The 14,137-nt window shown below is 70.7% G+C and carries 4 protein-coding genes; 2 read left to right on the top strand and 2 right to left on the bottom strand.

Annotation, left to right across the window (positions count from 1 at the left end; translation table 11 throughout):
• Positions 1 to 487: 487 nt before the first annotated feature.
• A complete protein-coding gene (locus V6U79_RS00920) occupies positions 488 to 2,086 on the top strand; it encodes a restriction endonuclease (protein WP_334613105.1) in 1,599 nt (532 codons plus the stop codon).
• A 3-nt stretch (positions 2,087 to 2,089) separates the two neighbouring features.
• Complete coding sequence (locus V6U79_RS00915) at positions 2,090 to 5,164, top strand: DEAD/DEAH box helicase (RefSeq protein WP_334613104.1); 3,075 nt, start codon at positions 2,090 to 2,092, stop codon at positions 5,162 to 5,164.
• 1,031 nt (positions 5,165 to 6,195) lie between these two features.
• On the opposite strand, the gene V6U79_RS00910 is transcribed toward V6U79_RS00915, so the two are convergent.
• Both V6U79_RS00910 and V6U79_RS00905 read right to left on the bottom strand, forming a co-directional pair.
• The gene (locus V6U79_RS00910; RefSeq protein WP_334613103.1) at positions 6,196 to 12,135 is read right to left on the bottom strand and encodes a PDDEXK-like endonuclease domain-containing protein; all 5,940 of its coding nucleotides are present in this window, start codon (positions 12,133 to 12,135) and stop codon (positions 6,196 to 6,198) included.
• Positions 12,136 to 12,480: 345 nt separating this feature from the next.
• Positions 12,481 to 13,812 (bottom strand): nicotinate phosphoribosyltransferase, encoded by a 1,332-nt coding sequence (locus V6U79_RS00905; RefSeq protein ID WP_334613102.1) that lies wholly within the window; start codon positions 13,810 to 13,812, stop codon positions 12,481 to 12,483.
• Between the last annotated feature and the right edge of the window lie 325 nt (positions 13,813 to 14,137).

Raw genomic sequence — 14,137 nt, 5'->3', positions numbered from 1 at the left:
GGCAGCCATACGACTGCGGACAGCTCCACCGCCGCGTGATGACGTCCCGGCCCGGCTCCCCACCTCCCCACTGGCGGTCCCCGGACAGTACCGGCAAGAGTCCTGCGAGCGGGACCCCCAACAATTCGGCCGTTCAGGTGCTGCTTTCTGGCCTGTCTGCACTGTCAATAGCCCCAGCCGTTGACATTGCCGGGAGCAACCGAAACTCACACGAGCCGCATCGCCCCAGCTCAGGCGGCTACTCAGCCTCCCTCGGCGTCGACCCCGAGCCGCCGCACAACTGGTGCCACGGGCGCAGTGGCCTCCATCTGTGCCATCGATGTGAGCAGGAACTGTCCGAGATCCGACATCGAACCTCGGCGAAATCTGAGCAGGTCGGACAGCCTCCGGTGTGGGTTCGGCCCCGCCAAGTCAGGCAGGGTGCCCGACGCCATGCTCACTGGCTATGGTGTCGACTCCGCACCCCTTATGACTTCAGAGGACTGACGTGGGAATCCTCAAGGAGATGCAGCGGGCTCACGCGCGACAGGTCCGCGCCCAGAAGCAGGCCCAAGCCGCCGCGTACCGGCATCAACAGCAGCTCCGCCGTGAAGCCGAGCGCACCATGAGGGCAGTCCAGCGCGCAGCCGCCGCTGATGAACGGGAGCGCAAGCGGCTGTACGTCGAGGCACGCGTCGCCGAGGTAGCGGCGGACAACTCCGACCTCCAGGCGCACCTCGAGGAGCTGGACAACCTTCTGGCGGCGACCCTGGACGTCGACGACCACATCGATTTTCGGCGACTACGCAAGTCGACGACGCATCCACCCTTCAACCCGGGCGCCCTTGGCACTCCCCTGCCGCCCCCAGACTGGCGACGGTTTGAGCCGCCGGCTCCCACAGGTCTCGGAAAGATGTTCGGCGGACAGGCTAAATACCAGCATCAGTTGGCAGGAGCCCAGCAGGCATTCGCGAAGGCGCAGACTCAACACGCGGTAGCCGAAGCGGACCGTCAGCGACGACTCTCGGCCGCCTACCAGAGCTACCAGCAGCACTGCGCCACGCTGGACGCGGAGGTCAACGCACACAACGCCGAGGTCGATCGGTTCGCGGCAGCGGTCGCCGCGGCAAACCCAGTAGCGGTGGTTGAGTACTTCGCCATGGTGCTGGGCAACTCCGTCTACCCCGACGACTTCCCCCAGCACTACCGGCTGGCATACGTCCCGGAGTCTCATCAGCTGGTCGTGGAGTACCATCTTCCGACCGTGGACGTAATTCCCGCCGTAAGGGAGTACCGCTACGTCAAGGCCCGGGATGAGATCACCACGGCGGCTCGGCCGGCGAAGGAGATCAGGGAGCGGTACGGGAACCTCGTGTCGCAGGTCACCCTACGGACCGTGCACGAGCTGTTTGAGGCCGACGGTTCGGGGCTGGTCGAGACGATTGTCTTCAACGGCATCGTCGACACGACCGATCCGCGTACCGGCGAGGCTGTACAACCATGCCTCGTGACGTTACGGACCACTCGTAACGTCTTCACAGAGCTCAATCTACGAAAGGTCGAGCCTACCGCCTGCCTCCAGGGCCTCAACGCCTCAGTCTCGAAGCGCCCAGCGGAACTCGCGCCTGTGCGCCCCGTTCTAGAATTCGATATGGTCGACAAACGGTTCGTGGATGAGGTCGACGTGCTGGCCGACCTCGATCAGCGGCCGAACCTGCTCAAGCTGACGCCAACCGAGTTCGAGAGCCTCATCCAGAATCTCTTCACCAAGATGGGCCTGGACACGAAGCAGACCCGCCCCTCCCGGGATGGCGGGGTCGACTGCGTTGCATTCGATCCTCGGCCAATTTTCGGCGGCAAGGTCGTCATCCAGGCCAAACGCTACCGGAACACGGTCGATGTTTCGTCGGTGCGCGACCTGTTCGGTACCCTCCAAAACGAGGGAGGCTCAAAGGGCATCCTCGTCACAACCAGTGGATACGGACCGGCATCGTACGAGTTCGCTTCCGGGAAGCCGTTGGAGCTCATCGACGGTTCCAACCTGCTCTATCTGCTTGCCGAGCACGCCGGAGTGAAGGCGCGAATCGACCCCAGCGAGCTGGACTAATCCGTGACTGATCTCGACCTGGGCATCTACGAGCACCTGATCACCGGCGAACTGGCCGAGCGGCTCCAGCACGTCGACCCTGCCCTGGTCCTGCAGGTCAAGCTCGACCCAGCCGACGCGCACGACGTCCTCGCCCGGCACATCGCGGCCCTCGCCCGGCGGGCCCTACTCGCCATCCCCGGCGGCGACGACAAGCTCGCCCGCCAGGTCGAGGTGGCCAACCGAATCGCCGAGAGCATCGCAGCGGTCGAGCCCCGCGCGGTCGGCGTTGACGACCAGGTTGCCGACGCCAAGCACCTGCTGCACGCCATCGCGGCCCCACCGACTCCGCCTGCCGGACCAGCCTTCCCGCAACGCCCCACCACCCCGCTCTCCACCGGCGCCCTGCTGGTCAACGGCCGCCATCAACCGCGGATCGGCCACGAGGTCACCCACGAGATGGCGTCGGCCGAGAGCGTCGACCTGCTCTGCGCGTTCATCAAGTGGCACGGCCTGCGCCTCATCGAGCCCGCCATCCGCGAGCTGATCGACCGCGGCGGCAACCTCCGCGTCATCACCACCACCTACATGGGCGCCACCGATCAGCGTGCCCTCGACCGGCTCGCCGAGCTGGGTGCCAAGGTCAAGGTCTCCTACGAGACCAGGACCACCCGCCTACACGCCAAGGCGTGGCTGTTCCGCCGCAACAACGGCACCACCACCGCCTACGTCGGCTCGTCGAACCTGTCGAAGTCGGCCCTGGTCGACGGCGTGGAGTGGAACGTAAGAGTCGCGAACCTGGAGCAGCCGCACGTCATCGACACCTTCACCGCAACGTTCGAGGACTACTGGAACGACCCGGCGTTCGAGGCGTACGACCCAACGACGGATGGCGAGCGGCTCCGCCACGCGTTGCGCGGGGAGCGGGCCGGTGAGGCCCCGACGGAGATCGCGAACCTGGAGGTCCGGCCGTACGGGTATCAGCGGGAGATCCTGGACGACCTCACCGCCGAGCGTGAGGTTCACGGGCGGTGGCGGAACCTGGTGGTGATGGCGACCGGCACCGGCAAGACGGTGGTCGCCGCCCTCGACTACCGGCGGCTGCACCGGGACAAGCGCGTGGACTCGCTGCTCTTCGTCGCGCATCAGGAGCAGATCCTGCGGCAGAGCCGGTCGACGTTCCGGCAGGTGATGGGAGACGGCAGCTTCGGCGAGACGCTGGTCGGCGGCGCGAAGCCGACGCAGTGGCGGCACGTCTTCGCCTCCATTCAGTCGCTGCACCGGCAGGAGATCGACCCGGAGCTGTTCGACATGGTGATCGTGGACGAGTTCCACCACGCGGAGGCACCGACGTACGCCCGGCTGTTGGAGCGGCTGCGGCCGCGCGTACTCCTGGGGCTGACGGCGACCCCCGACCGGGCCGACGGCGGCGACGTGCGGCGGTGGTTCGACGGCCATGCGGCCGTTGAGCTGCACCTGCGGGAGGCGTTGGAGCGGCAGTTGTTGGTGCCGTTCCACTACTTCGGGCTGCACGACGACGTGGACCTGTCCCAGTTGCAGTGGAAGCGCGGGCAGGGTTACGACCCGGCGGAGCTGGACGGCCTCTACACCGGCAACCAGGCGCGGGCGCGGATGGTGCTGCGAGCCGCCCGGGACCTCGTTGACCTGGGGCGGATGCGGGCCCTCGGGTTCTGCGTGAGCATCGGGCACGCCCAGTTCATGGCGGACTGGTTCAGCCAGCAGGGCGTACCCTCTGCGGCGGTGACCTCGAAGGTCGACGCCGCGGGCCGGCAGGTGCTGATTCGGGACTTCAAGGCTGGCAAGCTGCGGGTGCTCTTCACCGTGGACTTGTTCAACGAAGGCGTCGACCTGCCGATGGTCGACACGATCCTGATGCTGCGCCCCACCGAGAGCGCGACGATCTTCCTTCAGCAGCTCGGCCGTGGTCTGCGCCTGGACGACGACAAGGCCTGCCTGACCGTGCTGGACTTCATCGGCGGGCAGCACGCCAACTTCCGGTTCGACCTCCGGTGGCGGGCGCTGACCGGGGTCAGCCGCCGAGAGGTGTACGACACGGTCGCGCAGGACTTCCCGTCCCTGCCGAGCGGATGCCACGTCGAGCTGGACCGGGTGGCGAAGGAGGTCGTGCTCCGCAACCTGGAGAAGGCGGTCCCGTCGTCGAAGAACAGCATGGTCGCCGAGCTGCGCCAGCTCGGTGACGTGACCCTCGCGGAGTTCCTGCGGGACACCGGCCTGGAGATCGAGGACGTGTACCGGTCGGCGACGCTCGGCGGGTGGACCGGGCTGCGGCGGCTCGCTCGGGTGGAGACGTCCGTGCCGGGGCCGGACGACCGGGAGTTGGGACGGGCGATCGGCCGCATGCTGCACACCGACGACCCGGAGCGGCTGGCGCTGTGGGAACAGGTGGTGGCGGGCAGACTGGTGACCGGCGGGCGGCTGCTGGACATGCTGCACTTCAGCCTATGGGGGCCGAACGTGCCGCTGTCGGAGCGGGACGCGCGGCTGGCGCGGCTTTGGGCGGAACCGGCGCGATGTGCCGAGCTACGCCAGGTCGCCGAGGTGCTGCGGGATCGGATTCACCGGGTCACCGAGCCGGTCGGGCTCGGCAAGGTGCCGCTGCGGGTGCATGCCCGGTACAGCCGCAACGAGGCGTGCGCGGCCTTCGGGATGCCGAACCCAGGGTCGCTGCGCGAAGGCGTGAAGTGGCTTGAGTCAGAGCAGGCGGACCTGTTCTTCGTCACGCTGGTCAAGTCGGAGCAGCACTACTCCCCCACGACCATGTACGCCGACCGGGCCATCACCGAGACGCTGTTTCAATGGGAGTCGCAGAGCACCACGTCGTCGGCGTCGGCGACCGGGCAGCGGTACATCCACCACGCGTCGCAGGGGTCGACGGTGCACCTGTTCGTGCGGGAGACGAAGGTCGCGGAAGGAGCGTTGGGCGTGCCGGCGTACCTGTACGCCGGGCCGATGACGTACCGGCGGCACAGCGGGGATCGACCGATGCGCATCGAATGGGAGTTGGCGCACCCGCTCCCCGCTGACCTCTATGCCGCTGCCCGAGCCATCGCGGCGTAAGCAGCAAGTCAGCTCCTGTGCCGCTTAAGCAGCGGCACGGGAGCTAGGAACAGCGGCAGGTGCCAAGGACCGAAGGGCGCACCCCGCACGAGGGGCAGATGTCCGCAGGAGGCAGGGACGCCGCTCGTGGCGAAGGGCTGAGAGCCCCCACAGCTAGACGGTTGCTCTTCGGTGACGGGGATACCCGGCCCGGCCGCGAGGCAGGTGTAGGGCTCATACCCAACGCCTTCCGCACGTCTACCTCGTTGCAGGTGGGCCAGCCCCGACGCTGAAGCCGGCGCACCATCCCCGCCAAGCTCAACGCGGGGTCATGCGCGGCTAAGTCGCGAGCGGCTCTTGCGAAGGCGCGCAGTCGTCGACCGGTCATGGCAGGACGCTGTTCACTTATTGCTGCCTTCGTCCGGACCGGCTGCGGGCCGCGGGACGGGGTTGCCTTGCTGGGTGCGCTGCGGCTCTTCTGCGGCGCAGTGGGGGTCGGATGAGCTTTCAGCGCCCGGTCGACGGCTTTCGAGTCGACGAAGGTCCAGCCGTTTTGGCGGAGCCGTTTCGCGATTCCCTTAGGGCCGATGTTCGGTATTTGCGCTCGAACGCTATGGGCAGCGTCTGCGACTTCACGCTCGGAAGGGCGGGTGACCCGCTTCGCCTTGGCGGTCGCGCCTATCGCGGGCCGCCGCTGGCCTGCTGCGCTTCTCGGCGTCGCGCGCGGCAGCACACCCGGGCGTTGGGCTGCGGACGACGAGACGACTCGATCGAGCCATACATCGGGAGTACGGTCGGGACGGTCGTCGTTCTCCCAGTCGTACCCGGGCAGTTCCGAATCGCGGCCTTCGGCATTGGCGTAGAAGTCGCCGATGCCTCTTCTTCCCACCATCGCCACCCCCCGAGATCTGACGAGTCCACGTCGCACAACGACGCACTTGGAATGGTCAGATTGTTCGCCGGCGCTGCCGCCGTCAGAACCTTCGATCAGTCAACAGTCCTGACCGAACGGCGGCTGGTAATCGCTGGGTCGGCGACGGCAGACAGCGGCGTTAGGTAGTGGTGTGCGACGACGCGTCCACCACCCGGCTGCTGGCGATCGCCAGCTCCTCCTCGGTGAACAGCGTCCGGAACCGCGGCCGGATCACCACCGCCTCCGCCGTCAGGTCCACCCGCCCCCGCTCCCACAGCGCCGTGAACCCGTCCGACACCACCGGGTGGTGCAGCAACTGCCGGGCAGTCGCCAGGCCACCCTTCTCCGTCACCATCCGCAGCAGCAGCGCCGCGTGGTAGTGCGCCTCGTCGCGGGCCCGCTCGTAGGTGCGCACCATCGCCTCGTGGAAGGCCGCCTCCAACGCCCGCCGGTCCGCCGTCTCGGTCTCCGGCTCGTCCGGCAACTCCTCACGGTCGTAGGCGCGCGCCATCGCCCGCCGTAGCGACTCCTCCAGCGCGGGCCCGTCCGCCGCCTCCCGCGCCGCTGGCACCGGGGCGACCGACACGACGGTGGTAGCTGAGGCAGCCGGCACAGCGACGGCGGGCCCAACGGTGGCCGGGGCGTCGCCGCCGGTGAGCCGCAGCAGCCGGGTGACGCTGCGGAACCGGACGGCGGCCGGGCTGCCCGTCGGGAAGTACTGCACCAGCCCGGCGTGCCGGCCTCGGCTGTCCTCCACCGGCATGTCCCGCTTCATCGAGGCGGCGCCGATGATGGCCTTCGCCTCGTGCGGGCGTACCCAGCAGACCAGCCGCGCGCCGGTCGGGTGGGCCCGCTCGACGCGAACGTTCGCCCGATACTTGCGGGCTTCGGGGGACGCGCTGTCGTAGTAGCGCGCCCAGCCGAGCACCTTGCCCTCGTACCGGATCGGCACGTCACGGCAGTGCTGGTAGCTGTCCATCGCGGCCACCGCCTCGTAGGGCCGCAGCCACGCCACATTGCGGTAACCGACGGGCACGGGCACCGAACCCTCGTCCGTCACTTGTGCTGGCTCGTTGGCTGCGCGCGCCGCCGTGACCACCGCAGGCATGGCCGCCGCTGCTATGACATTCGACAGCTCGATCGCCGCAGGCGCCTGGCCGTCTCCGCTGGCAGTCGGCGCCGGCCGGACAAACTCGACCGTGGCGGGCGTCGGAGAAGCCGTCGGTACGGCGGGCGGTTCCGTCTTCTCGGTCGGGTCACTCGTTGCGGTAATGGACGGGACCGCGGCGGTGGGATCGGCGGGCTGGCTTGAAGCCTCGCCCTCCCTCCATCCCGCGGCGGCGTCCGGCTCGTCGGCCGCGCGCGCCGCCGTGACCACCGCGGGCATGGCCGCCGCCGGTATGACCCTCGACGGCACGACCACCGGACGCGCCTGGTCCTCGTCGCTCCCCATCGACACAGGGTTGGGGGGCAGCGGCGACCGGACAGGCTCGACGGCGGCGGGCGGGACGCTCGGCGGTACGGTCGCCTCGAAATTCTGCGCCACCTCGTCGGGAGCGCTGGCGGAAGGAGCGTCCGGCAGGGGCGCCGCCACCGCCGACGGTTCGACTTTGTCCCACCTCACTGTGACGTCCGGCTCAACCTCCCATACCGCTGGTAGTCGCGCAGAGTTCCGGTCAGCCGACGGACTGGCATCGCGCAGCGGATCCGCTGCGGCGGTGGAAGCAGGCGGGGAAAAGAGCCGACCAGAGGCCGGCACCGCTTCGACGATTTCCGAGTCGATGACCGGTGCGGCCGTTGAGGACGCAGCCCCGATGCCCAGCTCCTCGATCCGCTGCCACAGCGGCTCCATCGCCGCCTCCGGATCCCGGCTGAACACACTCCCCCGGATCCGGACGAAGACGCAGTTGCCGACCCGCTCCAGCACCGCCTGGCGGCGCATGTCGCTCTCCCACTGCTCAGGCCCGTGGTACGCGTCGCCGTCGCATTCGATGGCGAGGCGACGGCCGTCGGGGGCGGGCAGCACGAAGTCGATCCGGTAGCTGCCGATGCGGAACTGCGGCAGCGGTCGGTAGCCGCGGAGCAGGATGCGACGCAGCACCTCGCGTTCGAAGTCGCTGTCGCAGCGCTTCTCCAGGTCGTCGTACGCCTCGTCGGCAACGGTGACGTTCTGGCAGTAGGTGAGCAGCAGACCGCGGGCGTCGTCCTCGCGCATGTCGGCGGGTTGCACGGAGTGGAAGACCCAGAGCTGGTCGCGGGCCCGGGAGGCGGCGACGTTGACCCGGCGGTGGTGGTCGCGTTTGGTGAACGCCGACACGGGCCCCTGGTGCGGGGAGACGACCAGGGAGACCAGCACGATGTCGCGTTCGTCGCCCTGGAAGGTGTACGAGTCACCGACGCGCAGTCGGCGGCGTTCCATCTCCTCCTCGCCGACGGTCTCGCGGAGCCGCGTGAGCAGGTAGAGGGCCTGGCCGCTGGTGCTGAGCAGGCTGACCACGCCGATGGTCCGGCCGGCGTACGCGGGGTCGTCGACGATCGCGGCGACCCGGGCGACCAGGGCCTCGGCCTCGGCGACGTTGACGTTGCCGTAGGTGGTCAGGTCCTGCCGGATGCCCTCGGGCACGTGGACGGCAATCACCGGGTCGCCGATGCCGGCGGGGCGGTCGGTGCGCAGCGGCTCGATCTCGCCGCCGTAGTAGGTCTGGCTGGAGAAGCCGATGATGGCCGGCACGGAGCGGAAGTGCTCGGTGAGCAGGATGCGTTCCGGCGAGCGGCGGACCGCGTGGTCGTAGAGGCTGCTCTCCGGGTCGAAGTGCTCAGCGGACGGCACGTCGACCAGGTGCGAGTTGATCATGCCGGTGACGGTGCCGACGAACGACAGCTGCGGACCGATCTGCTGGTCGTCGCCGACGACCACGGCCCGCTCGGCGAGGCTGAGGATGGGCAGCGAGAACATGTCCGCCTGGGACGCCTCGTCGACGATGACCACGTCGAAGTGGGCGCCACCGGCGAACTGTTCGATGGCCCGGTCCACGGACATGACCCAGACCGGTACGGCGTCCACCGCCGCGCTCATCGCCCGCTGGGCGTGGGCCTGCCACAGGGCGGCGTTCTTCCCCGTACCCTTTCCGATCTTGCGCAGGGCGGTGGTCCAGTCGGCGAGCGCCGCGCGGCGGCGGTCGTCGAGGGCCTTGGAGACCTCCAGCCAGGAGGAGGCGACGACGAGTTCCTGGGTGAGGCGGCGGATCCGTTCCCGGATCTGCTCGACGCGCCGGCCGAGGGCGACCGGGTCGACGCTGCCGACCACGGTGTCGAACCAGGTCTGCGCCTGCCGCCACTGCCAGCGGTGCAGGCAGTCCATGCCGTTGTCGGTGAGCGTGGGCGCGGTGCCGTCGTCGATGCTGGCCGCCCACGCGGGCGCGGCCTCCCGCAGCCGGGCCGACAGCTCCCGGAAGCGTTGCGCGTCGGGGCGCAACGCGGCGAGCCGGCGCACCTCGTCGAGGTACGAGTCCCAGCGGTCGAGGTCGGCGCTCTGCCGGCTGAGGTCGAGCAGCCGCCACAGCTCGCTGGCGTCCGTACCCGACATGCCGGCCTGGAGCGCGGCGGCGAGGTCGCGTTCGGCGGCGACCAGCCGGTCGTGGGCGAAGACGGCCGCGCAGCGGGCGACCAGGTCGATGAGGACGGTCAGCCGCCGCGTGTCGACGGTTGCCGCGATGGTGGGGAGCAGCCCGCGGAGCGTGGCGTGCAGCGCCGGCCAGCGGCGGCGGTCCCAGTCGAGCGCGGCCTCGGCCTCGGCGAGCAGCCGCCCGGCCCACGTCTCGGGGCTGCCGGCGGGGACGGTGAGCTCGAGCGGAGCCGTCCACTCCTGCCAGCGGGTGGTCAGCTCCTGGCGCAGCCGCTGTCGGGTGACGTAGGCGACGACGATGTCGACGTCGTCGGCGGCGCGCAGGATCTCGCCGTCGATGCGGCAGTCGGCGGCGAGCCGGGCCAGGGTGCCCTGGAAGAGCCGGTTGACGCCCTTCCCCGCGGCGAAGCGTTGCCGCAGCTCGCCGAGCTGCGCGAGCAGGCGGCGGGGTTCGGTCAAGTGGGCGTCGGGCACGGTGACCTGGTGGCCGGCGATGACCCGGGTGGCGGCGGTGAGTTCGCCCAGGGCCCGCTGGCAGGCCTCGACGTGGTCGTGCCACATCTGCTGCCAGTTGGGGTCGGCCTGGAGCAGGGTGCCGAGCCGGTCGGTCCAGGAGCCCTCGCGGGCGGCGAGCATGGTCAACGCCTCGCGCAGCTGCGTGGCGAGGTCGTCGAGGGGCTGCGGGCCGAAGGCACGGACCTGCGGCAGGGCGATGCCGGCGGCGGCGAGCTGGTGGAGCTCCCGGACCGCCTCGTCCAGTCGCCGTCGGTCGGCCAGGATGGCCGCGGCCGCTGGCAGGTCGGCGGCGGTCGGCAGGTCGCGCAGCGCCTGCACCCGGTCCTGCCGTTCGGTACGCCGGGCGATGTCGAGCAGCTCGGTGAACTCCTCGGCGCTCAGCGGCGCGTCGAGGTGCGGTGGCAGGTCGTCGGGGATGCCGCCGTAGCGGTCGGCGCGTTCGCGTAGCCAGACCCCGACGTCGCTCGGGAAGAGCCGGATGCCGTCGATCTCATGGTGGACGGCCTCGTTCTCGGCCATGGTGCGCAGGCCGCCGAGGGCCTGGCCCAGGTCGCGTTCGGCCTGTTCGAGCTGGCGGCGCAGCCGGTCCACCCGCTGCTGTTCGCCCCGCTTGTCCAGGGTCGCCCCGCGGTCGGAGAGTTCGCGGGCGGCCAGCTGGAGCTGCACGAGCTGGTCGGTGGAGCGGCCGAGCACGGCCAGGCAGAGCGACTGGATCTCCTGCGGCAGCCCGTCGCGCAGGACCCGCAGCGGGTCTTCCTTCTGCGCGACCACCAGCACCCGCTTGCCGTGTGCCATCAGGTGGCAGATGAGGTTGCGGATGGTGTGGGTCTTGCCGGTGCCGGGTGGTCCCTGCACGGCGACGTTGCGGTGCTGGGCGAGCCGGCGGGCGATCGACTCCTGCGCCTCGTTGGTGGGCAGCGGCATGAGCAGGCGCTCGCCCAGCGGCGTCCACCGCTCCGGCTGGTCCTGCGGCATCCGCAGCTTGCTGGGTTCGTGGGCGAGGATCGCCGCCAGCGCGCCGATGCTGGCGTCGTCGCCGGCGAGCAGCCGGGCGCGCAGCTGTTCCAGGAAGCGGCGCAGCATCCGCTGCCGGGGCCGGGTGAAGAGCACACCGGTGTCGTGCACGTGGGCGCCGGCGGGGGCGGGCTGGTCCGCGTCCCGGACGACCGGGTCCTGGCCGAGTCGACGCAGCGCGCGTTCGAGGAACTCCCGGCGGGTGAACTCGTCCCACACGTCGAGGTCGAGCTGGCCGCCGGAGCCGGCGAGGGCGAGCAGCTGGCCGAGGTAACGCTCGTCGAGCCCGCTGAGCGGGTCGGTCTGCAACCGGGCCGCGCCCTGCGGTACCACCGTGACCAGGGACCGGTCGGCGTCGAACTCGATCGCCACCGGGGTGACGACCAGCGGGTAGTGCACGCGGTGGCCGGCGACCTCGGTCCGGAGGACGCCGTGGCCCCAGACCAGTTCATCGGTGGCGGCGTTCATGTCGACCCGGTGCTTCAGGTCGAACAGGCTGCGGTGCAGCTGGCGTACCTCCTCGGTCCGCCGGGCCTGCTCGGCCCAGGGCCGCCACTCCTGCTCACGCCACGCCGCGAACCGGGCGCGGATCGGCTCGGTCTCCTCCGGCCGGCCCACCAGGCGCGGCTCCGTGGCGTAGCCGATCGGCTCGGACAGGTACGGCGCGAACTGCGCGGGCGTCCGCAGGGGACGCGCCGGTGCCGGCAGCCCCACCCGCAGCCAGCTGGCGCCGTCGGCGGAGACGCCGACCTCGCAGGCCGGATGGTCGGGGAACGCGTGCTGCCAAAAGGCGCCGACGGTGGGCACCGTCCGGGCCGGCTTCTCCATCTGCGCCCGCACGGCCATCAGGTAGTCGACCAGCGAGGTGGCCCGATCGAGGATCAGCGAGGGCGACTCGACCGGCGTCGTGGAGCGGGACAGCATGAATCACCTTCGGTAGCTTGGAGCAGGGTGGGATCCGGTGACGGTCTGACAGACCCTCACCTGGCCCCCACCACTTCCCGCCTCCCCATTGGCGGTTCCCGCACCCTACCTGCACCGGTCCTGCCGCCAAGCCCCCCAATCCGGCGGAACTTCAGCCGGTCCGGCGGTCTGATCGGGAGCACATGTACTGGCCGAGCCCCGCAGACCCGCCCACGCCGCGCACCCGCGGGCGTCGGCGTCCAACGACCTCCGCCGCGCCCTGAAATTCAAGAGTGAACAGGCGCTGGTTGCCGTGTCCAACTGCTGCGTTGGCCACCGGCCCGACGAGTCCGGCCGGCGCGGCTGTCAGTAGGTCGCGCCCCGCGCCACCTGCGCGGCCACCCGCTCATGCAGCGCGGCGAGGGCCGGGCTGACGGTGGCGGTGAGCGGCGCCGGGTCCGCCAGCCGGCGCGCCGGCTCCGGTAGCCAGGCTAGGTCCGCGTCGAACCGGCCCCGCGCGGCGCGTACCTCACCGGCCGGGTCGGCGCCGTCCAGGCGACGGCCGCCGCGCATGACCGGCACGAGCAGCGGCTCGTGGTCGCCCGGTGGGGGTTCGTCGCGCAGCCCCACCACGTCGCCGCTCGCGCCGGTGGGATCACGGAAGACCTGCTTGGGACCGGGCAGGGTGGCCTTGCCGGGTGACAGCTTGAGCACCGGCCGGTCGCCGACGGCCACCAGCTTGTAGGCGCTGTCCAGGGACGGCGCGTCGAAGGAGACGCCCATGCGGGTGCCGACGCCGTACGCGTCGATCGGTGCGCCCGCGGCGACGAGCGCCGCGATGGCGTCCTCGTCGAGGCTGCCGCTGGCCACGATCTGGGCCCGGGTGAGCCCGGCGCCGTCGAGGATCGCGCGGGTCTGCACGGCCAGCGTGGCGAGATCTCCGGAGTCGAGCCGCACGCCCACCGGGCCGGTCAGTCCCAGCTCCGCGATGACCTCGACGGCGGCTCGCACTCCGGCGGGCGTGTCGTAGGTGTCGACGAGGAACACCGGGTTCGTGGGGAAATCGGTCGCGAACGCGCGGAACGCGGCACGCTCGTCGGGGAACGCCTCGACGTACGAGTGGGCCATCGTCCCGGACGGCGGCAGTCCGTAGCGTCGAGCGGCCTCGACGTCGCTGGTCGCGGCGAAGCCGGCGATCGCGGACGCCCGGGCCACGGCCGCGCCGGCCTCGATCCCGTGCGTGCGACGGAACGCGAAGTCGACCAGCTGCGCGTCGCCGGCGGCGAGGCGGCATCGGGCGGCCTTGCTCGCCACCGTGGTGTGAAAGGTGATCAGGTTCAGCACGCCGGTCTCCACCAGCTGCGCCTCGGCGATCGGCGCGGTGACCTCCAGCAGCGGTTCGTCGGCGAACACCACCCGGCCCTCCGGTACGGCCCAGACGTCACCGGTGAACCGCAGCCCCGCCAGCGCCGCCTCGTCGAGCCCGACGGTGTCGCGCAGATAGCCGAGTTCGCCCTCGTCGAACGCGAAGCCCTCCAGGAACGCCAGCGCCTCGGCCAGCCCGGCGGCCACCAGGAAGCCACGCTGCGGCGGCAGGCGGCGGACGAACAGGCTGAACGTCGCGCGCTCCACCATGTCCCGGCGCAGGTAGCTGGCCGCCATCCGCAGCTCGTACAGGTCGGTACGCAGCCCGGTCACGGTTCCTCCATCGGCACTGGGCAAGGTCGACGGGCCGGTGGCCTCGTGGTGACGCCGTCCCGTCGGGTCCGGGGTGGACGCCGCGCCCGGGACGGTGGGACAGGAACTCGACGCGTGACCGCGGCGCGGCCTGCCCAGCCGCTCCACCAGTTCACCGCCGAGCGAGGCCGTCACACCGGCCAGGACGGTGCCGCGAAGCCGCAGATCAGGGCCAGGGGCGTCCGACTCCCGGCCTTCCGCGGACGCCCGAGCCAGCACACCGCGAACAGCAGTTGGGCGCGGGTACCCCTTCCGGTCGCCGGTACACCTGACGGCGGTGAACACG

The organism is Micromonospora psammae (assembly GCF_036902725.1).
Classification (GTDB): Bacteria; Actinomycetota; Actinomycetes; order Mycobacteriales; family Micromonosporaceae; genus Micromonospora.
Note: the sequence above shows the minus strand (reverse complement) of the source record. Positions and strands in the feature narration are given on the sequence as shown.

What these genes read in the sequence shown, in the direction of transcription:
- V6U79_RS00910 (WP_334613103.1), bottom strand. Translation starts at nt 12,135, where the DNA reads ATGCTGTCCCGCTCCACGACGCCGGTCGAGTCGCCCTCGCTGATCCTC.